The sequence below is a fragment of the Geomonas sp. genome, assembly GCF_056994735.1.
Genome location: NZ_JBXKJL010000465.1, coordinates 1 through 22,581 on the forward strand (window position 1 = coordinate 1; position 22,581 = coordinate 22,581).

The following is a 22,581-nucleotide window of genomic DNA, read 5'->3' on the forward strand; positions in this document are numbered from 1 at the left end:
GTCGACAAGACCGCGATGAAGGCTTACAAGTCCGGCGGAGCGTACCCCGAGGGGAGCCGGTTCATAGCTGTCAATTACTCGATCAAGGACCAGGGCGGGAAGCAGGTCCCCGGCAAGAAGACCATGATCGTGATGATGAAGAAGGACAAGAAGCAGCAGGCCACGGGAGGCTGGCAATTCGTGGGCTTCACCCCCGAGGGGAAACCGTCAGGCCTCGACCCCGCAAGGGATTGCTTCGGGTGCCACGAGAAGGATGCCAAGGACAGGGGTTACGTCCTCTCGAAGTACGCAGATTTCAAGTAATGCAGTAAGGGGTCAAGGCAGCACGCTTTGGCCCCTTTTAAATTTATACAACGGAGATACCATCCGCTGTGGCACCTTCCCGACGTCCCCACCTCCTTCCTCAAACGAAGGGACAGGGGCGCGGTGTCCGGTTAAATTTCCGCGTTGCCCCTTTCCCAATCTTCCTTCGAAACTGTTCCCTCTCCCCATGGGAGAGGGCTGGGGTGAGGGCAAGTGCCACGGAGATACAGGCTTCCCTCACCCCGACCCTCTCCCGGAGGGCGAGGGGGGATCGCACCGGTCCTTCCGGGAAGGGGGACACCGGGTAAGGTGCTTGTGCGGAAGTCGCTGGCGTTGCGCCCCCCCCTTGTCAAAGGGGGGAAAGGGGGGATTTGATCGGAGCCTCCCCTGGAGGATCAAGAGGAGCTGGGTAAAAAGCGGTTCGCGGCACGGATGCCGCTCCTACATGTCTGTCATGAAATGAAATGGGGCCTGATGGCCACCTGTGGAGGTTGTGTACGTGATAGAGCGCCCTGCCGAGCCGTTAACTTCATCTGCCACCGGCTACACCCCACGCAACCGCCGCCGCGTCCTGTGCGTCTTCCCCGAGTACAGCCGCTCCTTCGGCACCATGCATTTCTCCTATCCCTTCATCCCCGGAGTCAAGGCCTTCATGCCCCCCCAGGGAATACTCCTCATCGCGGGATACCTTCCGAAGCAGTGGGAGGTCCGCTTCATCGACGAGAACATCAGGCATGCCCGCCCTGCGGATTACCGCTGGGCCGACGCGGTACTGGTGAGCGGAATGCACATACAGCGCCCCCAGATCAACCGCATCAACCATCTGGCGCACCAGGCGGGGAAAGTCACCGTCCTCGGCGGACCCTCGGTATCCGCCGTCCCCGATGAGTACCCCGAGTTCGACCTCCTCCACCTTGGTGAACTGGGAGACGCTACCGACGAGATCATCGCCTACCTCGACCAGCACTGCGTCCGCCCCGCGCGGCAGATGAGGCTGGAGACCAGGGAGCGGCGCTCTTTCGACAGCTTTCCGGTACCGGCCTACCACCAGGTGAACCTGTACGACTACCTTTTGGCCAATATCCAGTTTTCCAGTGGCTGCCCGTACCGGTGCGACTTCTGCGACATCCCCGAGCTCTACGGCCGGAAGCCGCGCCACAAGTCGCCCGAGCAGGTGGTGCGGGAGCTTGATGCCATGCTGAAGTCGGGCAATCCCGGTGCCGTCTATTTCGTCGACGACAACTTCGTCTCGGATCAGAAAGCGGTAGCGGAACTCCTGCCCCACATCATCGAGTGGCAAAAGCGTAACGGCTATCCCTGCGAATTCGCCTGCGAGGCGACCTTGAACCTGGCCCTGAACCCCGAGATACTGGCCATGATGCGGGAGGCTTACTTCTGCACCGTCTTTTGCGGCATAGAAAGTCCGTCTCCGGAAGCACTCCATTCCATCTCCAAGCACCACAATCTCAAGGTCCCGATCCTTGAGGCGATACAGACCTTCAACAGTTACGGGATCGAGGTAGTCTCGGGCATCATCATGGGGCTCGATGGCGAGCCTCCCGATATCGGCGACCAGATCCTCGATTTCATCAAGGTCTCACGCATCCCGATGCTGACCATCAACCTCCTCTACGCCCTTCCGAAGACGCCCCTTTGGCGCAGGCTGGAGCAGGAAGGCCGTCTGCTGCCGGAGGATGCAGGCAGGGAATCGAACATCGAATTCCGCCTCCCCTACCAGGAGATGGTCGACCAGTGGCAGCGCCTGATCATTGCAGCCTATGACCCCGAGTACCTCTACGAGCGTTTCGCCCACCAGTTGGAGCACACCTACCCCAACCGGATCGCGGTGCCAAACAGCCGGGCGCGCCTCTCCTACATGAATATCAAAAAGGGCATCTGCATCCTCGCCAACCTCGTGACCAGGATCGGGATCTTCGGCCATTACCGCTCCACATTCTGGAAGATGGCCAAGCCGGCGTTCAAACGTGGAGACATCGAAGGGATCATCCACGTCGGGCTGGTGGCACATCATCTCATAGAGTTCTCGCGGGAATGTCAGCAGGGAATGGAATCTGCCGCCTTTTACTCTCAGAAGACCGTGACTCTGCAAGCGGAGAGCATTTAGGTAACCTGCAGCAAGAGCAGGAAAGTTTTTCTCTGCTATAATCATGCGGTGCCTCTTCGGCAATTCCAATGTTTATTCAGGAGCAGTGATGCCAAAAGTCGAAAACCTACCAGATGTCAGGCTGAGCACCACATCGAACGGGATCAGAGTGGTGACTCAGAGCGCACCGTATATGCAGAGCGCCGCCATCGCCATCCGGATTGACAGCAGCACCAGAAACGAAGAGCCCGATTGCAGCGGTGCCTCACACTTCATAGAACATCTCCTGTTCAAGGGAACTCCCACCCGGACCGCTGATCAGATCATGGATGATCTCAACAGAATCGGCTCCAGGGCCAATGCCTATACGAGCCAGGAAGAGGTACTCTACTATGCCATCTCTCTGGCATCGGTTATTCCGCCGACCTTCGAGATCCTTGCCGATATGTACCTCAATGCCACTTTCCCTTCCGAGGAAGTAGAGAAGGAGCGCGGGGTGGTATTGCAGGAAATCTCGATGAACCTCGATACCCCCGGGCGTTTCATCTATAACCAGTTCCACCAGGGGTTTTGGAGGAAGCATCCCCTCGGTACTCCCATTCTGGGGAGTGCCGAAAGCATCAGCTCTATCCCGCGGGACCGGCTGCTTCAGCACAAGGTCGCCAACTACCTGGCCAATGCCACTATCATCTCGGTTGCCGGCGACGTCGATCATGATCAGATGGTGGAGCAGGCGGAGCGCCTTCTGGCAGACCTGCCGGTGGGGGTCGTGAACGTGAAGAAAGCGGAGCCCGAGTGGAAGCCGTCCGTTGCCGAGAGTGCTCACTATGAGCGCCCGATGGAGCAGACTCTTTTCTACATGGGATACCCGCTGCCGCCAGCCGGAAATGAGCACCGTCACCAGCTTGCCGTCTTCAACCAGATCCTTGGGAGCGGCATGAACTCGCGACTTTTCAGGGAGGTCAGGGAGCGGCGCAGCCTTGCCTATACCGTGTATTCGATGATGTCTTCCTATACCGATTCTGCGGGGCTGATGATTCATTGCGGCACCAGTGCCGAGCGGGCCCAGGAAGCTGTCGACGTCTGTCATGGCGAAGTTCTGCGTTTCTGCAACGAGATTGTCGCTGACGACGTGCTGGAAGCCGCCAAGGAGCAGATCCGCTGCAATCGCCTGATGGCACTCGACGATGTTGAGACCCAGGTGCGGCGGATATCGAATACCACCTCTCTTCTGGGTGCACCCGAGCCGATCGCGGATTCGCTGGCGGCCGTCGCGGCGGTCACGGCTGATGATGTCCGGAAGATGGCGCAGATCCTCCTCTCGGACATCGTGCCGAGGGTGGAGTCGGTTGGCCCGGGCCAGGGGCCAGGGCTGCCGAGGTAGGAAGTGGTTGGCTTCGGAAAAGGAAAGGGCCCGGCGGAGAGATCCGCCGGGCCCTTCGCATGTCGTATGGGGACAGAAGGATTACGTCCCGTTTCCGTTTTTATTCCCCCTGCCTTCCCTGAGCGCCCTGATTTCCGACATCTCCTTCTCATAGCACTCCGGGCACAGGCCGTGACTGAAGAGGACCTGTGAGTGCTCCGATATGTACTGCTCGAGTTGCTGCCAGCTTTGCTTATCGTCTCTGATCTTCTTGCAGATTCCGCAGATGGGAATCACCCCTTCCAGCTTCTTCACCACCGCCAGGGCGGCCTCCAGCTCGTGGACCTTTTCCTCCAGCTGCCGGGTCCGCTCCGCGACCTGCACTTCCAGGCTCGCTGCGTACACTTCGAGCCGGTGCCTTGCCGTTTCAACCTCGCTCACCAAGCTGCGGGTGTAGGTGTCGAAGATCAAGGTGACGTCGAAGTACAGCAACTTGTCCAGTGCGTGGCGGGTTCTATCCAGTACAACCAGGTCCGTGATCCGTCGCTCCAGCTCTTCGTACAGTATGTCCTTCAAGACCCTGACCGCTGAAAGATAGAGTTTCGGCTCAACTCCCTTCGTCTTGTGCAGCAATCCGATCCGCAGGCGATTGTTGACATAGTCGATGTCGGTGGTGCCGGTGAAAAGGTCGAGCACGTACTGCCGCTGCGTAGCGTGCAGTCGCCGGAGGGTCTCGGTATCACCGATGAGACGGAGTATTTCCTCGTCACCGGTTTGCATCTGGTAGAACTCCTCGATAATAGCCTCTATGTCCTCCTCGATCAGCGGCCGGCAATCCTGGAGGAGAGCTGATTCTTCATTTCCGAAACGGAGAAGTTCCCTGCGTCGTGCTATTTCGAACTCGGTGAACTGCATCTGCTCCAGCAATGTCTGCTCTGTTTTTTTCATAGCAGCACTTCTATTCAGACTTCCTTAGACCGTTCCAGTGAAAGCCTTTGGCTGACGTCTCTCTATCTTGTATATGAAGGATGAGTTTATTTTATAGGTTCAGGCCCTCCAGGCTGTTTCAGAATAGAGTATCCCCACACGAAGATCTTTCACTGCCAGCACCTATTTTACTGCAGCGCGCTGCCGCGCCTCAAGACAATTCCTTTCCCGTCTGGGACTGAATCTGTATGTTCGCGCACGGAAGGGCGCTCCTACAGGAAGTTCCCCTCCTTGCCCGGCCGGTTCACTGGGATACAATCATCGGAAATCCGACCGCAAGTGAGGAGAGGCATATGGAAAGCGCGCCCGAGTACTGGTTGACGCGACTGGTCCTGCAGCGGGGACTGGCCCTCATCTACCTGATCGCCTTCCTGGTGGCGGTGAACCAGTTCCGGCCCCTCTGCGGTGAACGGGGTCTTCTGCCGGCGCCGTTGTTCATGCGCGACACCCCCTTCCGTGACGCTCCCAGCCTATTCTATTTGTTCCCCAAAGACGAAGCCTTCGCTCTTTTCGGGTGGATCGGGGTCCTCCTCGCTATCGTTGCTCTGACCGGCTTCTCGGAGCGCTATGGCACCTGGCTATCCGTTGCGGTGTGGGCCGTAATGTGGGTGATCTACCTTTCCTTCGTCAACATAGGGCAGACCTTCTATGGCTTCGGATGGGAGTCGATGGTGCTCGAAAGCGGCTTCCTGGCAATCTTCCTGGGGGCGGCTGGCACCCGGCCGCAGGCGATCGTCATCTGGCTCTTCCGCTGGATGCTGTTCCGGGTCATGTTCGGGGCCGGGCTGATCAAGCTGCGCGGCGACCCGTGCTGGCGGGACCTGACCTGCCTCAACTACCACTTCGAGACCCAGCCGATGCCCGGCCCGCTTAGCTGGTACTTCCACTGGCTCCCGGAATGGGTCCACAAGGCCGGGGTCGCCTTCAATCATGTCGCAGAGTTGCCGGTCCCTTTCCTCTATTTCGCCCCTCAGCCTTTGGCCGCGTTTGCCGGGATAGTGACCATCCTTTTCCACGCGAATATCATGGTCAGCGGCAATTTCTCCTGGCTCAGTTTGTTGACCATGGTCCTCGCCTTGAGCACCTTCAGCGATGCCCAGCTCGCCAAGGCTCTTCCGATCACCCCGCCCCAGTTTGTTCAGTCCCAGCAGTTGCATCTCTATGCGACGTGGGCCCTGGCGGCGCTGGTGGTATTTCTCAGCATCAAGCCGGTTCGCAACCTCCTTTCCAAGCACCAGGTGATGAATACGAGCTACATCCCGCTGCACCTGGTCAACACCTATGGCGCCTTCGGCAGCATCACCAAAGAGCGCTACGAGATTGTCATCGAGGGGACGGGCGACGCCGTAGCCACCCCGGCGACGAAATGGAAGGAATACGAGTTCAAAGGGAAGCCGGGAGATCCTGCGAGGTTGCCGCCGCAGATCGCGCCCTACCATCTGCGGCTCGACTGGCTGATGTGGTTCGCGGCAATGCCTTCCTTTTACTACGACCCGTGGTTCATGCACCTGCTGAAGCGCTTGCTGGATGGCGATCCGGCCACCCTCGGGCTCCTGAAGGGAAATCCCTTTCCTGGCTCACCGCCTCGCCTCGTGCGCGCCCTTCATTACCGCTATCGTTACACCACCCCCGACGAGCGTCGAACTACCCGTATGTGGTGGCACCGTGAATTGGCCGGCGAGTACTTCCCTGCCGTCTCCCTCGCCGACCCGACCTTCCGGAGGCTCATGCAGGAACTGGGGTTCGAGGAGTCAACCCCTCCTTTATCGAGCAAATAATAATATTGATCCCAGATTGGGAGCGGAGTAGGATTGTAAATGCGAGTCATCTCCCGAAAGACCCTGAGAGAGTTTTGGGAGCAGCATCCGGATGCAAGGCCGGCTTTGCAGGCATGGTATGAGGATGTCAGGCAGGCTCAATGGCATTCGCCTGCGGAGATAAAGAACATCTATCGCAACGCGAGCTTCGTCGCCAACAACAGGGTCGTGTTCAATATCAAGGGTAACAGTTACAGGATTATAGTAGCTGTCCAGTACTCACATGCCCTGGTTTTTATCCGCTTCGTTGGCACCCACGAAGATTACGACAAAGTTGATGCAGCTGGAGTTTGAACGGAGAGTGGTATGGAGATAAGGCCTATTAAGAATGAATACGATTATGAGGCTGCCCTGGGAGAGATAGAAGCACTTTTTGACGCTGCTCCAGGGACACCCGAAGCAGACAAGCTGGAGGTACTGACTACTCTTGTCGAAGCTTACGAAGAAAAGAACTACCCACTGCCGCTACCGGACCCGATCGAGGCCATATCATATTGCATGGAAAGCAGGGGCCTGTCCCGCAGGGATTTGGAGCCGTATATCGGTACTCGTGCACGTGTTTCCGAGGTGCTGAACCGGAAGCGTCCTCTCACCATGGATATGATCCGCAACCTCCATCTGGGCCTCGGAATCTCCGCTGAAGTTCTGATTCAGCCGTATCTCCCACCGTCAAGGACTCCCGGAGTTTCCTCGGCTAACAAGCTGAAACAGACCGTTTCGCCCATCCCATGAAAAAGGAAAGGCCCGCGACCGCTGTGTGAGCGGCTTCGCGGGCCCTTTTTTTTCCTGCCTGTAACTTGTCGGTCCTAGTGCAGGATGCTCGTGTCTCCGGATACGTGGGGAAAATGCTCATGATGCATCTCGTGATCGAGCTTCATGATCTTCCCGCAGGTGGCGCACAGGTACTTGTCCCCCTCACTGTGGTAGTCGCTCCGCTGGCAAGAGGAACACCATGCCTTGATGTCACACGATCTGTCGGCCGGTTCGGTTATTGGATTATTCCTGTCTTCATCCATTAGCGTGTCCTCCCTCTTTTGATGTCCACTCGATTATACCATGCCGCCCCCAAATGCTTCTGGCTGATCCGTTAAACGAGATCCTCGGCCTGCTCCATCTGACAGTCCCTTCCCGTGGCGCTCCACCACCTGCCCTGGCGGAAGAAGTAGCGCTGCAGTTGACTTTGGTGGTGGATCGATAAGGTGTACAATGAAAGAGAAAATCTAGGCTCTCATTATCGGTGGCGACACCATGCTCCGGTTCAGGTTGGATCGCAGATTCCTGAAGATGTTAAAGCCGTCTGGAACAGATGCTCTCACAAAAGCGCCATCCGCCGCCCTTTACCTGATCTGTGGCGTCACCCTGGCAACCGTTCTCGCTCTTGATCTCAATGTGCCACTTGGTGTGGCGGTGGTTATTCTCTACAATGCCGTGGTGCTCCTCTCCCTCAGGTCCAAGAACAAGGCTTTTATTGTTGTTGTGACTGTCATTGCTTCGTTGCTGACCATTCTTCCCCTCTTTAACAAAGAGCCGATAGACGAGATGTGGAAGGCGGCAGCGAACCGCGCACTGGCTCTTTTTTCCATCTGGGCGGCATGTTACCTGGGGTTACAGAGACAGACGACCGAAGAAAAGCGGGAGAGGGCCTTCAGGGAGCAGGAGAAGGCTTTCGAAGAGGTAAGGATACTGAGGGGTTTTTTGCCGATCTGCTCTTCGTGCAAGAAGATAAGGAGTATCGAAGGATCGTGGACCCTGCTGGAGAAGTACATCGCCGACCACTCCGAAGCCGAGTTCACCCACGCTTTGTGCCCCGAATGCACCCGGAAGCTCTTTCCGCAGCTCTTCCAGGACGATCATCGAACGAAGTAGCAGCCTCGCTCTTGATCCCTCGCTTCACCAAGCTGCCAGCGTTTCGCCAACTATCTCGGCGCTTTACTACAATGCTGACAATTCATTTTGGTAGGGGCGGATAATCATCCGCCCCTACAGAATCAGCGAGTTGAGGTAGGGACAGCTTTCACGGGTTGAGCATGTGCGCCAGCTCGAAGGCAAGCTCCACGCTCTGCTCGGCGTTGAGTCGGGGATCGCAGTTGGTCTGGTAGTTCAGGTGCAGATGCTTGTCGAGCAGTTGCCGGCTTCCGCCGGTGCACTCGGTGACGTGGTCGCCCGTCAGTTCCAGGTGCACGCCCCCGGCGACCGTCCCCTCCGCCTCGTGTATCTCGTAGAAGGAGCGGATCTCTCGCAGGATCTCCTCGAACTTTCTCGACTTTTGACCGAACTCGTTCTGGTAGGTGTTGCCGTGCATCGGGTCGCAGCTCCAGACCACCTTGTGCCCTTCCTTCTTGATCTCCCTGAGGAGCTGCGGAAGGAACGACGCGATACGGTCAGCCCCGAAGCGGGTGATCAGGGTGAGGCGCCCGGGTTCGTTGTCCGGGTTCAGCTTCTCGATGATGCGCTTGAGGTCATCATGGTCGTGGTTCGGTCCCACCTTCATCCCCAGGGGATTTCTAACCCCCCGCAGGAATTCCACGTGGGCGCCATCCACCTGCCTGGTGCGGTCGCCGATCCAGAGCATGTGGGCGCTGCAGTCGTACCACCCGCCGCTCGTCGAGTCCATCCTGGTCAGCGCCTCCTCGTAATCTAGCAGCAGCGCCTCGTGGGAGGTATAGAGGGTGGTCTGGTTGAGTTGCGGCGTGTGCTGCGGGTCGAGCCCCACTACCTTCATGAAGTTGATGGTCTTCCAGATCTGGCGCACCAGCTCCTCGTACTTCTGTCCAGCCGGAAGGGCGTCGAGGGAGGCTCGGTGCCAGGCTTGGACCCGGTCGAGGGCGGCATAGCCCCCGAGTGTGAAGGATCGGACCAGGTTCAAGGTGGCGGCGGCGCGGTAGTAGCCTTCCAGCATCCGGCGCGGGTCGGGTTTACGGGCCTCGCCGGTCGGCTCGGGACTGTTGACCATGTCCCCCCGGTAGCTGGGAATCTCCAGGCCGTTCACGATTTCCGTGTCGGAGGAGCGCGGCTTCGCGTACTGCCCGGCAATCCTGCCGATCTTGATGACCCGCTTCTCGCCGGCGTAGGCCAGCACCACCGACATCTGCAGGATGACTTTGAGGAGTTCCCTGATGTCCGGGCCGGTGCAGCGCGAGAAGTCCTCGGCGCAGTCGCCGCACTGCAGCACGAAAGCCTTCCCCTCGGCCGCCTCAGCCAACGCCGCCTTGAGGGCCTGTGCTTCTCCGGCAAAAACCAGGGGGGGCAACTGCGACAGTGTCTTTAGCGAATCATCCAGCGCCGATTCATCCGCCCATACCGGCTGCTGCATGACGGGGAAGGAGCGCCAGCTGTTCTTGGTCCATTTTCCGGGCATCATCTTACCTCTCGAGCTTAAAATGCCGCGTCTGGAACGCATCCGAGCCCTGTCCAGACGTCAGGCCATGGTAGCAGGATTGGTCACAATTGGAAAACTAAAATTATCAGGAGCGGCGAGCGGTGCTCATGAAATCCCTCTCCAAATTCCCCGAGGTCGTGGTATCATCCCCACATGGATAACGAAGAGCACAATGCCCCCCATCCCGCCGGCTCCGGCCTTTCTCCCGATACGGGCCACGACGCTGGCCTGCGCGAAACAGCAGTATCTGATACCATGCCTGACGCTCAACGCGAGGACGCCACGACCGCAACCGAACCTGAGGCCGCGGGAGGCGAGATTCACTGCCGCGGGTGGCTGAGGAACTTGTTGCGCAACCTGGCAGGTGGAGTGCGGCTTTCCTTGTCCCTCCGTGTGCCTCATCAATACTTCTGCGCCAGTCCCGGTGCACTGGCAACGCTTGCTGCTACCGATGTCCTGCTGAACCTGCTGGTCTCCTTCCTCCTGGTGGGAGAGCGCGGGGCTTTCGCCTATTCAGCCATACCGTCCTTCTTCTTTCATATCCCCCTGCTCCTCTTCTTCGGCTACCTGGCCGGCAAAGTGGTGTCGCGGCAAGCCCTGGTGACCGTCATGCCTGTGGCCTTCGTGGCCCTCAGCATTCCCCTCGAGCTTTGCCATGCGGCGGTGGAATGGACCTCCCAGTTGCCGCAGTTCAGCTGGCTGGAGGGATATCTCGATGCTCCCCATTACTACCGTTTTTTCTGGTGGTGGTCCGCGACCGCTGTCGTCTTCCTGCTGCGCATGAAAGTCTCTTCCTCCGGTCGCAGAGCGGCCGTGCTGCTACTTTTCCTGGTGCTGGTGCTGGCGCCGCTGTGGTATTTCCCTCGGGCCGATTTGTGGGCGAGCAACGGTGACAGGGGCGAGAGCGGAGAACTCCATCTCACCGAGGAGGTGCTGGCGGCGCAGTCGCGGTTGTTGGACGGGGAGTTGGCGCACCTTTTCCGCGGCACCAGGGGGGGCAGTGATCTCTACTTCGTGGGGTTCGCCGGGGATGCCACCCAGGATGTCTTCCTGAAGGAGCTGAAGGCGACGGACCGGCTTTTTGCCCAACGCTTCGGCACCGCAGGCCGGTCGGTGGTCATGGCCAACAATCCCCGGACGGCGACCACACTCCCCTTTGCCACTGCAGGAAACCTCGAGAGGACCGTTGCCCGGGTGGGGCAGTTGATGAACCGGGACGAGGACGTCCTTTTCCTGTACCTCACCTCACACGGATCGAAAGAGCACGAATTGGCGGTGAACAACAACCCGCTGGAGTTGAAGGCGCTCACGCCCGACCGGCTGAGGCGCATCCTGAAGGAGTCGGGGATCAAATGGAAGGTCATCGTCGTTTCCGCCTGTTACTCCGGTGGATTCATTGACGCCTTGAAGGACGATGGTACCCTCGTCATCACTGCCGCCGATGCGGAGCATGAGTCGTTCGGCTGCGGTTACGGGGAGAACTTCACCTGGTTCGGCGAGGCCTTCGTGAACCAGGCCCTGCGGCAGACGGATTCGTTCATAGAGGCCTTCGAACGGGCGCGGGAGATCATTGCGAAGTGGGAGGAAGAGGAGGGGGAGACCCCGTCCAATCCCCAGATCTGGGTGGGAAAAGAGATCCTGCCGAAGCTTAAGGAAGTGGAGAAAAGGCTAAAGGCTAAGGGCTAAGGGCGAAAGGCTAACGGCGCTTAACAGGGATATACAGGATGGACAGGATAAAGGCTTAACCCCCTAAAGCTACTATTAAGTCAGAGACTGACCCGAGAAATTGACGGTGGCGCATCAGAAGGTGACGGCGAAGGAACAGCTTGTTTCGGGTTCGCTACAAGCCTATTCCTTTACCCGCTTTCCTTTACCTTTACCCTTACCCTTACCCTTAGCCCTCAGCCCTCAGCCCTCAGCCCTCAGCCTAAGTCTCAAGCCTTTATCCTGTATATCCTGTCCATCCCTGTAAAACGCACTAAGATGTTTACTTCGCCCCGCCGACGGTGATGCCGGCGATCAGCAGCGTCGGCTGCGCATCGGCGACCGGGACCCCTTGTCCATCCTTGCCGCAGGTGCCGATGCCGAAACCGAGATCGGACCCGACCATGGTGATCTTCTTCAGCACCTCCGGACCGTTCCCCGCCAGCGTCGCCCCGCGTACCGGCTCCGCTACTTCCCCGTTCTCTATCAGATAGCCCTCTGAAACCTCGAAGACGAAGTCGCCGGTCACGGTGTTGACCTGGCCGCCACCCATGCGCCTCACGAAGAGCCCGTTGGTGACGCTCTTGACGATCTCCGCCGGGTCGCTGGTCCCGGGCGCGATCAGGGTGTTGGTCATGCGCACGATGGGGCGGGCACGGTAGGACTCCCTCCTGCCGTTCCCGGTGGAGGCGCAGCCGTCCTTCATGGCCGAGAGCCTGTCGTACATGTACCCTTTGAGGATGCCGTTTTCCACCAGCACCGTCTTCTGCGCCGGTGTCCCTTCGCTGTCGAAGCTGAACGAGCCCCGGGCGTAGGGGATGGTGGCGTCATCGACAACGGTGATGAGCTCCGAGGCCACCTTCTCCCCGACCCTCCCCTTGTACACCGAAGTCCCCGCCTGTACCAGGTCAGCCTCCAGTCCGTGCCCGATCGCCTCGTGCACCATGGTCCCGCCGGCCTCGCTGGAGAGGACCACCGGAAACTGCCCGGATGGCGATTTCCTCGCTCCCAGCATCATAACTCCGCGCGCCGCTGCCTTCAGGGCAAGCTCTTCCGGGGTGACCTCCTGGAAAAGTTCGAATCCCCGGCCGGCGCCGACAGGCTCGTAGCCGGTCTGGGTCACCGGTCCCTCCTGGGCCACGACCTGTACCAGAAAGACGGTGGAGGTGGCGTTATCCTCCAGAAATTCCCCCAGCGAGTTCACTGACTGGGTCTTGATCTGGAAGTCGCGGTAAACCGCCATCACCTGCCTGACCCTTTGGTCGAACCCGCGGGCCGCCCGGTCTGCCCGGTTCACCAGCGCGACCTTCTCTGGAAGCGGGATCTGATCCGGAAAAATCGCAATGGGGGAACCTGCTCCGATCTGGCGCCGGCAGAGGTTGATGTCGCCGCCGAAGGCACGGCCGCGTACCCCTCGGCTTACCGTGTCGGCGAGTTGCAGCAACGATTCCGGGGTCAGGTCGTTGGTATAGGCATATGCCGTGCTGAGGTCGGAGATGACCCTGATGCCGATGCCGCGATCGGAGGCGGCCAGCACCCGCTCCACTTTTCCGTCCTCGCAACTCACCGCGGTGAAGGCCGAATCCTCATAATAGATATCGGCGAATTCCCCGCCCGCGGCCAGTGCGCGCCTAAGTATCGCCTGGGTGTCTATGGTCTCGAGCATGGTTCACCCCCTGCTGTCACCTCGATAACGGAAATCTCCGAGGAGAGCGCCTCCATCAGGCCGGCAACGTCTTTTTCGAAGGCAACGGGATAGTTGACCTTGACGATTCCTTTCTTGCCGTCCACGGTGCTCATGGTGGACATCCCCTCGTAGGCCTCAAGGATGAACTTCATGTAGACCAGGTCCCGGCTGGCCAGCTGATAATACCTGTTCGCGGTTTCCATCATTCCCCCGTTAGCCTTGATCCCTTCGCCACTTCTCATACCACCTGCCTTGGCAAAAGACAAATTTTCTTTGGGCTTCTTGCCTCTCCACCAGCATCTGATATTTTCTCAGATATGACATTGGTCGGGTTTAATAAGATTTCTGGTGCGGTCGTGCCCCGTTGCCTCCAGCTCTCCCTGCTCTCCTTAGTCGTGCTCGTAACCATCTTCATTGGTGCTGGAGCAGCCGCTGGCGCCTATCAGCCCGACCTGATGGTCAAACTGGCCTCCGAGGGCGATGGCTCCTATGTCGGCAGTGGCGTCTTTGAAGCGAGCGCCTCACTCCAGACGAAATCGCAGGCTGCCTTCGAGGGGATACCGGCCCGTTACCGGGTGCTGCTGAGAAACGCGGGGGACCAGGCCGACAGCTTCCTCCTCAAGGGAACCGCGAGCGGCCCCGGCTTCACAATCCGCTATCTCGATGCGGGGGGAGTCGACCGGACCGATGCCTTCTCCGGCCCGGGATATCCGACAGTGATCCTGGCCCCGGGGGAAGAGGCCCTGTTCCTGGTGCAGGTTACGCTCACCGCCATCACCCCCGGCGCAAGCTACCGGGTCACTGTCTCTGCAGCCTCCGCCTCCCGGAGCGCACAGTTCGATCAGGTCAAAACTGACACCGTTGCCTGCGGCACGAGCGCCGCGGTCACCGTCTCGGCGCCTCCTGACGGGGCCGGACAGCCGGGAAGCGTGATCAGCTATCCCTATACGGTCACCAATGTCGGCAGCGCTGTCAACACCTTTGCCCTCTCGGCTGCCACCGGCAACGGCTGGCGGGGCGCCCTGCTCGCCGACAACGGTGCGGCCACCGCCACGACCGGCCCCCTCGCCCCCGGCGCCACCTATCGTTTCCAGCTCGCCGTGACCGTCCCGGCAGAGAGCGTCAACGGCGACCGCGCCGAGACAGTTCTCGCGGTAACGGGCAACGGAACGAGCGGGGCCGACGCAGTCACCACCACCTCTTTGGCCGCCACCATCTCGGTCTCCGAAAATGTCCGCAACCTCACCCAGGGCGGCCCGTTCGAGCCGGTTGCCACCGCCTTTCCGGGGGACATCCTGGAGTACCGCATGAGCGTAACCAACAGCGGTTCGGCGCCGGCCACCGGTGTGAGCATCGATACCCCGGTTCCTGCCGACTCCGCCTGCGTCGCCGGGAGCCTCTGGATCGGCACCACCTCCGGCGGGGACGGGGCCCATTGCCCGGCGGCCGAATGCGGCTCGGTCCGGGAATCAGCCGGAACCATCCTGGCACGTCTCGGCCAGGGAGCAACCGATGCGACGGGGGGGACGGTCTCTCCCGGGAAAACCTTCTACGTTTACTTCCGCGTGCAGGTGGAATGATCCGGTATCGGGGAAGACTTGTTATGGTCCCTGCATTGAAGAATAGGGGGGGAATAGCCTTGCTGCGCTATCTGGCGCTGCTCCTTCTTGTGCTCGTTCCTGACTCCGCACTTCCCCTCACCCCGGCGGGAACCGTAATCACCCACAGTTTCACGGCGCGCTTCGCCACCCCCGGTTCCCGAACCGCCGGCTCGAACGAGAGCCGGGTGACAGTCAAGGACCTGGCGGATCCCACCATCGCACCTGCCCGCAGCGCCGTCACCACCGCGGGCCAGCCGGTCGACTTCCTGCACACCATCACCAACAGGGGAAACACGGCGGACACCTTCCGGTTGAAGGCGGCGCTTCTCCAGGGGAGCCTCCCTCAGGGGGGGACGGCGGTGAGGATGGAGTTCTTCACCGCGGATGGAAAGACCCTCCTGCCGACGGATGGGAGCGGAGTCCAGGTCATCGGTCCCATAGCGCCCGGGGCATCACTCGATCTGGTGCTCAGGGTCACTCCCCCGGCGGGGAGCGAGGGGCGGGTCGATGTCATCACGGTAACCGCGACCTCGGTGCAGTTTCCTTCCCGAACCTCCAGCCTCAAGAATCAGATGGTCGTGCCGGTCCCGGGGGGGCTCCCCGCTCCGGTAATTGAGGTCGATCCCCCCGGATCCGTCCTTCCCGGGGCCATCCTTTCCTACAGCATCACCATCGCCAATACCGGGGGGGCGGATGTCGCCGATGTACATATCAGCGACCCCCTCAACCCCTTGCTCGAATATGTGCAAGGGAGTGCCGCGGTGCCGTCAGGTCTGGCCGGCAGTGCGCTCTATGACCGCGCGTCCCGGACCGTCGAGTTCATCATCCCCAACCTCCCGGCCGGTTACCGGGGGACGCTCACCTTGCAGGCACGGGTTGTGGGCGAAGCCCCCGGCGGCAGCTCGATTGTCAATTCCGCGAGCCTGCTCAGCGCCTTGAGCGGCACCCGTCTCCCCTCCAACAGCACCGTCACCCCCGTCGTCTCCGGCGCCTTGAGGCTCGCCAAGAAGGCCGGGCAGTCCACCGCCGAAGTCGGGGACCTGGTCGCCTACACGGTGCAGATAGAGAATGCGGGATCGGCGCCGCTGTCGCAGGTGACCGTCTCGGACCGGCTCCCACGTGGTTTCAGGTACCTGAAAGGATCCTCCCTCCTCGACGGGGTGGCTGTGGCCAATCCGACCGGAGCGGGCCAGCAGGTGGTCTGGGACCTGGGCTCATTCGAGGCGGGCGCGGTGAAGAAACTGACGTACCGGTGTGTCCTGTCAGGCGATACCCCTGTCGGCGTCAGCGTCAACGTGGCGACGGTCACCGGTGCCATGGCGGCGGGCGGGATCCTCACCTCCCCACAGGCCAGCGCGGCGGTTACCGTGCGATCCTCGATGTTGGGGGACAAGGCCATCATCCTCGGCAGGCTTTTCGAGGACAGCAATGGCAACGGCGTCCCTGATCCCGGGGAAATCGGGGTGCCGGGGGTGAGGGTCTATCTGGAGGACGGCTCCCATGTCTTCACCGACCGGGAAGGTCAGTATTCCTTCACCGGCGTCTCGGCCGGAAGTCACGTGGTGAAGATTGACCGTTCCACCCTTGCCCCGCGCTATCGGGCGGTGCCGTACAACACCGCCTTTGCCGGAGTCGGGTGGTCCCAGTTCATCACCGTCCCCTTCGGCGGTCCCGCGAGGGGCGACTTCGCCCTAGTTGCAGACCTCCCCGATTCCGTCCCCCCCTCATCAAAGGGATCGCATGCAGATCAGCCGGCAGCCGTCCCCCCCTTGAGAGAGGGAACACCGCGCACCGACCAGCCGGCAGACATCCCCCCCTTGAGAGAGGGAACACTGCGCACCGATCAGTCGGCAGCCGTCCCCCCCTTGAGAGAGGGAACACCGCGTGCAGATCAGCCGGCAGCCGTCCCCCCGTTGAAAGAGGGAGCACTGCACACCGATCAGTCGGCAGATATTCCCCCCTTGAGAGAGGGAACACTGCGTGCAGATCAGCCGGCAGACGTCCCCCCGTTGCGAGAGGGAGCACCGCATGCAGATAAGCTGGCAGACGTCCCCCCCTTGTCAAAGGGGGGACAGGGGGGATTCGCCTCTATCGCGGCGTCCGATGCACCCGTGTCCTCGCCACCCTCCACCATGTCCACTGTGTCAACCTCGCCCTCGGCCGCCGTCCTCCGCGTGAGCCCCGCCCGGGTGGACATGCCCGCCGACGGCAAGACCGTAGTTCCCTTCACCGTCGAACTCGTCGACACGGGCGGCAAGAGAGTCGCCGGCTCGAGCAAGGTCACCGTTTCGCTTGCCAAGGGAGTCCTGGTGGAGCCTGACCAGGACCCGGCCCTCCCCGGTCACCAACTCCTGGTTAAGGACGGCGTGGGAGTCTTCCGGGTCCGCTCCGGCGCGGCCACCGGGGCAGACGAGGTCACCGTCAGCACCGAAAGCGGCCTCCGCGGCAAAATCGACCTCTTCTTCTCCCGGCAACTGCGCGACTGGATAGTGGTCGGCCTGGGGAACCTCACGGTGGGGAACAGGTGGGTGAGCGGCCACATGGAGAAGATCGACAAGGAGGACCGCTTCGAAGAGGGGATCTTCCACGAGGAGAGGCTCGCCTTCTTCACGAGGGGGAAGATCCTCGGCAAGTACCTCCTCACCGCCGCCTACGACTCCGACAAGGCGAAACGCGACGCCGTTTTCCAGACCATAGACCCGGAAAAATATTATCCCGTCTACGGCGACGCCTCGGATATAGGGTATGAGGCCCAGTCGAGGGGGAAGCTCTACCTGAAGCTGGAATCCGGCCGCTCCTACCTCCTGGCCGGCGATTACCGCACCGACCTCTCCGAGAACGAGTTCACCCGCTACGACCGCGCCCTGAACGGGGTGAAGGTGGAGTACAACACCGAGCATCTCGACGCCAAGGGCTTCGAGAGCGACACCGAGGACCGCCAGGCGAAGGATGAGATTCCCGGCAACGGCACCTCGGGTTACTACTCCCTCTCCAGGAAACCGGTGCTGGAAAACAGCGAACGGGTGCGGATCGAGGTCCGCGACCGCTACCACTCCGAGCGGGTGATCTCGGTCGCCGAAAAGATCCGCTATGCCGACTACTCCATCGACTACAACGCCGGCACCATCCTCTTCAAGGAGCCGGTCCCCTCGCTGGACCAGAACCTGAACCCGGTCACCATCGTGGTCGTCTACCAGAGCGAGCGGGGCGGGACCGAGCGCTACGTCTACGGCGGTCGCGCCATCGTGAAGTCTGGAACCGGTTCCTACCTCGGCGGCACCGCAGTGGTCGAGGAGGGGGCGGTCAAGAATAACACCCTCTACGGCGTTGATGCCGGCCTCAAGATCGGCGAGCGTCTGAGCCTCAAGGGTGAGGGCGCGGTCAGCGACACGCTCGCCAAGGGTAAGGGGAGCGCCTGGAAAACGGAGCTCACCGCCCGCCCCTTCGATTCTCTCGTTGCCAGCGGTTATTACCGCAAGATCGACGCCGACTTCGTCAACACTTCCATGACCGGCAACGAGACCGGCACCGAGAAGTACGGCGGCCGCCTCGATTATCGCGGCCTCTGGGACAGCCTCATCTTCGCCGAGAGCTTCGTGCAGAAGGACGAGATCACCGGGACCAGGCAGTTCGGAAACCAGGCCGGCATGCTGAGGAAATTCTCCCTCCTGGAAGGGGAGGCGGGCTTCAAGACCGTGGAAGAGGAGAAGGGGGGCGTGGAAGGACGCTCCGACCTCCTCTACGCCGGGGTTAAGGGGGCGCTGACCAAAAGGCTGGAGGGGACACTCAGGCGAGACCAGCTCCTTTCTTCCTCCAGCGTGGCGGAGTACCAGTCGCGAACCTTTCTGAAGCTCGACTACCGGGTGACGGAGGCCACCCGCCTCTTCCTCACCGAAGAGTACCAGGAGGGCTCCCCGCTGATCCGGCAGGCCACCCGTTTCGGCACCGAGAGCACCATCTCCCCCAGGATGCGCCTCACCACCGGCTACCAGCTCTCCTCCGGGAGCGGAACTTCCTCGGAAGCGAGCAGTGTGGAGGTGAACACGAAGCTTCTGGACCGGGACGATCTGACCCTCGAATCTCGCAGCGGATACCAGGTAGAGCACTCCCTGTCCGAGGAGAGGGGGCAGGCGATCCTCGGGCTGAACAGCCGCCTCCGCTTGGCCGAGGGGCTCTACGCCAACTCCACCTTCGAGAGGGTGCAGACCGTCGAAGGAAACCGCGGTACCCGAACCGCCTTCACCCTGGCCGGGGAGTACCTGAGGCAGAAGGATCTGAAGCTCACCGGCCGTTACGAGATCCGCTCCGGTGCCGGCGAGACAGCCTCCCTCTACGGAGCCGGCCTCGCCTACAAGGCCGGCCCGGCCCTCACCCTGCTGGGGAAGGCGACCTTCTCGGACAAGGACCTGGAAGCCGGCCACGACCGCCTCCTGGACGGATACCTCGGCACAGCCTTCCGCCCCCTGGCGGGGAACGGGCTGCACCTCCTCACCCTGGCGCGATACAAGCTTCGGGACAACGACAGTGACGGCACCGGTGAAACCCGCAGCCTGATCCTCTCCACCGAGCCGACCTACCGTATCGTGAAAAACTGGACCGCCCAGGGGAAATACGCCGGCAAGGTCAGTTGGGCGAGTTCCTCCGGACACAGCTACCAAAGCTATAGCGACCTGATCCTGGCCGGCATCTCCTACGATCTCGCCGAACGCTGGGAGCTCTCAGCCTATGTAAAACTCATGAACCAGTACGATACCCGTCAGCACGATTTCGGGAGCGTGGCCAGCGCGGGGTACCGCGTCTACCGCAACGTGGTGGTCAGCGCCGGCTACAACTATTCAAGGCTCGACGACCGCGACCTGAGCGGCGAGAGCTTCCAGGGGCAGGGGCCCTTCGTGGGGGTAAAGGTCAAGTTCGACGAGGACATGTTCGAGTCCGAGCAGAGGGTTGTGCGGATAGAGTCGCCGGCACCGCCGGTGGCTGCTGTGGTGCCTGAGGTGGTGCCTGAGGTGGTGCGGCCCAGGCCGCCGGAGGCGCCGGCGCTGGTGGCGGCTGCTGCCAGGATGGACGAGCCGCTGCAGCTCTCCGGGAGCGCCGAACTCCTGACCCTTCTGGTCAACGGCGAGCGGGTCCGTCTCCCGTCGACGGCGGTAACGGTGAAGAGGGAGCGGCTGGAAGGATCGGTGGACCTGAAGAAGGGAAGGCTCGCGGCGCCGCTGAACTTCGTCACCGGCGTGGAGACGCCCGAACTGGTCGGCTCGTGGTCGCTGAACATCCTGGACCGCGACGGCAAGACGTTGCGCTCGCTGACCGGGAAGGGGGCGCCGAGCCGCCGCATCAGCTGGAGGGGAGAGAGCGACGGCCGCGCCATCGGGGCGGGCGAGATCTACCAGTACCAGCTCCAAGTCACCTACCTGGACGGCTCGGTGGTCAGCACCGGACGCGAGCTCTTCGGGGTCAACCGGCACCAGGCGGTGCTCCTCACCCTGGCTGGCGGCGCCTTCGTCTTCGATACCTGGAACCTGACACCGGAGGCCAAGCGCCTGCTGAAGGGGGCGGCGCGGGTTATCAGGGCGCACCCCGAGGAGAAGGTGATCGTCGAGGGCCATACCGACAGCGTCGGAACGGAGAGGTACAACATGGAACTGTCCAGGAAGAGGTGCGAGTCGGCCGCCGCCTACCTGGTGCGCGAGGAGGGTATCCCCCCCTCCCGGCTAGTCAAGCGCTGGTATGGCGAGTCGAGGCCGGTGGCGGACAACCGGAGCATTCCGGGGAGGAGACTGAACAGGAGGGTGGAGATCAGGGGGGACTTCCAGGACAAGGTGCCGGTGGCGCCGGATGACCGCTACCGGACGGCCCCCTTCGTGGTCATCAACGACCGCAAGATCCCGGTCGATTCCTTCGGGCGCTTCCAGACCACCGTTGCGGCCGAGACCACCAGCCTCAAGGTGGAGATGGGAGATTCCCTCGGCAGGTTCCTCGGCACGACCGTCCCCGCGCCGGTCTTGAAGCTGGCGGAGCCCTCAGGCGAGAAGCGTACGGCCTACGGCAGCGCCTCGGGGTGGCTCAGGGTCGACCGTGATGGCGCCGCCCGCTGCCTCGTCTCCGGGGAGGTCGACCCGGGAAGTGCCCTCGAGGTCGAAGGGACGGCGGTGAGAGTAGATGAAGCGGGCCGTTTCGCCATCGAGCTGCCGATCGAGAAGGGCGAGCAGGTGGTGGGGATGGTGGTCCGCAACGGCGCAGGCTGCTCCAAGCTGATCAACCTCAGCGTCCACTCGAGGCAGCAGGGCCCCGGGCCGGGGGGGCAGCCATGACGGCCGGAAGCCGCGCCAGGAAATGGGGGGCGGTGGCCCTTGAAGCCGGCGGCTCGCTGCTGCTGGTGCTCGTCATCTTCTCGCTCTTCATCATCTTCCTCTACGCCCTCTTTCCCTCGGGGACGCCCCTCAAGGAGCTTATGGAGGGGGCGGTGGAAGAGGGAGCCGGGCGCTTTGCCGGCGGCAGGCAGGCCGAGGCTACCCTCTCCTCCCTGCAGCGCGACGTCCGCTTCCGCCGCGGCAACTCCATCGCCTGGGGGGGCGCCAGCGAGGGGATGCCTCTCTACAGCGACGATGCCGTCCAGACCCTGGACCATTCGGGAGCCGGAATATCGTTCAGCAAAAAGGACAGGATCTTTCTGGGGAGCAACTCCCTGGTGGTGGTGACCAGGCTGAACGGGGAGGACGAGGCGGGACCGAAATCGTACAGGGTGCAGGTCGACGGCGAACTGCGCGGGAGCCTTTCCGCTTCCAGAAAGGTGGGGGTCGAGGTCTCCGCCGCGGGGCACGTGGCGCGCATCTCCTCGGGGGCTGCGCGCTTCAGGGTGCAACGCAACGGCAAGGACAGCGAAAGCCTCGCGGTTTACGCCGGCGAGGCGGTGGTCATGGAGAAGGGGCGGATGGTCCGGGTTGGTGCCAATCACGGGATCACGCTGAAGAAAGGAGTCGCCGTCGGGCGCGCTGTCCCGCTTCCCGCCGCCCCGGCGCTCGCGGAAGGCGACAAGGCCCATTACCGCTACCGCCTTCTTCCGCCCAGGGTCCGCTTCAGCTGGAGGGGGCCTGCGGGGGAGTACCACTTCCAGCTCTCCCCGGACCCGTCATTCAGGAAATGCCTGATCGACGAGAAGGTCTCCGCCCAGGGGGGCAGGGGAGCCGGCGAGGTCCGCGCCCGGGAGGGCGCTCCTGCGGCTTGGGCGACGCATGACTACACCACCGGCAAACTCTCAGCCGGTAGCTACTTCTGGCGGGTCAGCCGGATCGATGAGGGGAGGGAGGGCTCCTTCAGCCGGGTCGGAGAGTGCGAGCTGGTGCAGATGCTCGATTCCCCCGGGCTCACGGTGAATTTTCCTCCGGGGAAAGCGGCGGCCGGCCCGTTCATGCTGACCGGGATGGCAGCTCCGGGATCGAAGGTCTTCGTGGACGGGGTCGAGGTGGGAACGGCGCAGGGAAAGTTCCAGCAGGAAGTCCGGCTCAAACCGGGGGCTAACCTGATCCGGGTGGAGGTCTTCGACCCTGCCGGCAATGCCAGCTACGCCTCCCGCATCGTGTACGCAAAGGCGACGGGAAAGGCGCCGGAAAAGGAGCCCGCCCCCGTGGCACAGTGA

At 61.7% G+C, this 22,581-nt stretch carries 16 protein-coding genes; 11 read left to right on the top strand and 5 right to left on the bottom strand.

Features of this window, described 5'->3' with window-relative positions:
• The 3 genes from AC11W3_RS19945 to AC11W3_RS19955 form a co-directional block, all read left to right on the top strand.
• On the top strand, positions 1–303 hold a 303-nt coding region (locus AC11W3_RS19945; RefSeq protein WP_484093621.1), incomplete at its 5' end, for a cytochrome P460 family protein.
• Positions 304–802: 499 nt separating this feature from the next.
• On the top strand, positions 803–2,428 hold the full coding sequence (locus tag AC11W3_RS19950) for a B12-binding domain-containing radical SAM protein (RefSeq protein WP_484093622.1): 1,626 nt from the start codon (positions 803–805) through the stop codon (positions 2,426–2,428).
• Between the two features lie 88 nt (positions 2,429–2,516).
• Positions 2,517–3,791 (top strand): M16 family metallopeptidase, encoded by a 1,275-nt coding sequence (locus tag AC11W3_RS19955; protein WP_484091956.1) that lies wholly within the window; start codon positions 2,517–2,519, stop codon positions 3,789–3,791.
• Positions 3,792–3,872: 81 nt separating this feature from the next.
• Here AC11W3_RS19955 and AC11W3_RS19960 read toward each other — a convergent pair whose 3' ends face one another.
• Positions 3,873–4,718 carry a protoglobin domain-containing protein gene (locus AC11W3_RS19960; protein WP_484091957.1) on the bottom strand — a complete coding sequence of 282 codons (846 nt, stop codon included), beginning with the start codon at positions 4,716–4,718 and terminating at the stop codon, positions 3,873–3,875.
• A 332-nt stretch (positions 4,719–5,050) separates the two neighbouring features.
• On the opposite strand from AC11W3_RS19960, the gene AC11W3_RS19965 reads away from it, so the two are divergent.
• From AC11W3_RS19965 to AC11W3_RS19975, 3 genes are read left to right on the top strand one after another with little or no spacing between them, the layout of a single operon-like run.
• Positions 5,051–6,535 carry a lipase maturation factor family protein gene (locus AC11W3_RS19965; RefSeq protein ID WP_484091958.1) on the top strand — a complete coding sequence of 495 codons (1,485 nt, stop codon included), beginning with the start codon at positions 5,051–5,053 and terminating at the stop codon, positions 6,533–6,535.
• A gap of 39 nt (positions 6,536–6,574) precedes the next feature.
• Positions 6,575–6,868, top strand: coding sequence for a type II toxin-antitoxin system HigB family toxin (locus AC11W3_RS19970; protein WP_484091959.1), 294 nt, complete (start codon positions 6,575–6,577; stop codon positions 6,866–6,868).
• A 12-nt stretch (positions 6,869–6,880) separates the two neighbouring features.
• The gene (locus tag AC11W3_RS19975) at positions 6,881–7,306 is read left to right on the top strand and encodes a helix-turn-helix domain-containing protein (protein ID WP_484091960.1); all 426 of its coding nucleotides are present in this window, start codon (positions 6,881–6,883) and stop codon (positions 7,304–7,306) included.
• A gap of 74 nt (positions 7,307–7,380) precedes the next feature.
• Here the strand turns inward: AC11W3_RS19975 and AC11W3_RS19980 are convergent, their stop codons facing one another.
• Positions 7,381–7,590, bottom strand: coding sequence for a hypothetical protein (locus AC11W3_RS19980; protein ID WP_484091961.1), 210 nt, complete (start codon positions 7,588–7,590; stop codon positions 7,381–7,383).
• Positions 7,591–7,822: 232 nt separating this feature from the next.
• Here AC11W3_RS19980 and AC11W3_RS19985 point away from each other — a divergent pair, with 232 nt between their 5' ends.
• Positions 7,823–8,440 (top strand): hypothetical protein, encoded by a 618-nt coding sequence (locus AC11W3_RS19985; protein ID WP_484091962.1) that lies wholly within the window; start codon positions 7,823–7,825, stop codon positions 8,438–8,440.
• A gap of 148 nt (positions 8,441–8,588) precedes the next feature.
• Here the strand turns inward: AC11W3_RS19985 and AC11W3_RS19990 are convergent, their stop codons facing one another.
• Complete coding sequence (locus tag AC11W3_RS19990) at positions 8,589–9,932, bottom strand: class II 3-deoxy-7-phosphoheptulonate synthase (RefSeq protein WP_484091963.1); 1,344 nt, start codon at positions 9,930–9,932, stop codon at positions 8,589–8,591.
• A 276-nt stretch (positions 9,933–10,208) separates the two neighbouring features.
• Between AC11W3_RS19990 and AC11W3_RS19995 the strand changes: the two genes are divergently transcribed.
• Positions 10,209–11,639: a C13 family peptidase gene (locus AC11W3_RS19995; RefSeq protein WP_484093623.1), complete on the top strand. Its 1,431-nt coding sequence runs from the start codon at positions 10,209–10,211 to the stop codon at positions 11,637–11,639.
• A 301-nt stretch (positions 11,640–11,940) separates the two neighbouring features.
• Here the strand turns inward: AC11W3_RS19995 and AC11W3_RS20000 are convergent, their stop codons facing one another.
• Both AC11W3_RS20000 and AC11W3_RS20005 read right to left on the bottom strand, forming a co-directional pair.
• Entirely contained in the window at positions 11,941–13,323 is a 1,383-nt protein-coding gene (locus tag AC11W3_RS20000) for a TldD/PmbA family protein (RefSeq protein ID WP_484091965.1), read from the bottom strand.
• Positions 13,308–13,586: a DUF4911 domain-containing protein gene (locus AC11W3_RS20005; protein ID WP_484091966.1), complete on the bottom strand. Its 279-nt coding sequence runs from the start codon at positions 13,584–13,586 to the stop codon at positions 13,308–13,310. Before AC11W3_RS20005 ends, AC11W3_RS20000 begins: the two co-directional genes overlap by 16 nt.
• Before the next feature lie 114 nt (positions 13,587–13,700).
• Here AC11W3_RS20005 and AC11W3_RS20010 point away from each other — a divergent pair, with 114 nt between their 5' ends.
• The 3 genes from AC11W3_RS20010 to AC11W3_RS20020 are packed head-to-tail and all read left to right on the top strand — an operon-like array spanning position 13,701 to position 22,581.
• The gene (locus tag AC11W3_RS20010) at positions 13,701–14,924 is read left to right on the top strand and encodes a COG1470 family protein (protein ID WP_484091967.1); all 1,224 of its coding nucleotides are present in this window, start codon (positions 13,701–13,703) and stop codon (positions 14,922–14,924) included.
• Positions 14,925–14,983: 59 nt separating this feature from the next.
• On the top strand, positions 14,984–21,256 hold the full coding sequence (locus AC11W3_RS20015) for an OmpA family protein (RefSeq protein ID WP_484093624.1): 6,273 nt from the start codon (positions 14,984–14,986) through the stop codon (positions 21,254–21,256).
• Positions 21,253–22,581 (top strand): FecR family protein, encoded by a 1,329-nt coding sequence (locus AC11W3_RS20020; protein ID WP_484091969.1) that lies wholly within the window; start codon positions 21,253–21,255, stop codon positions 22,579–22,581. Before AC11W3_RS20015 ends, AC11W3_RS20020 begins: the two co-directional genes overlap by 4 nt.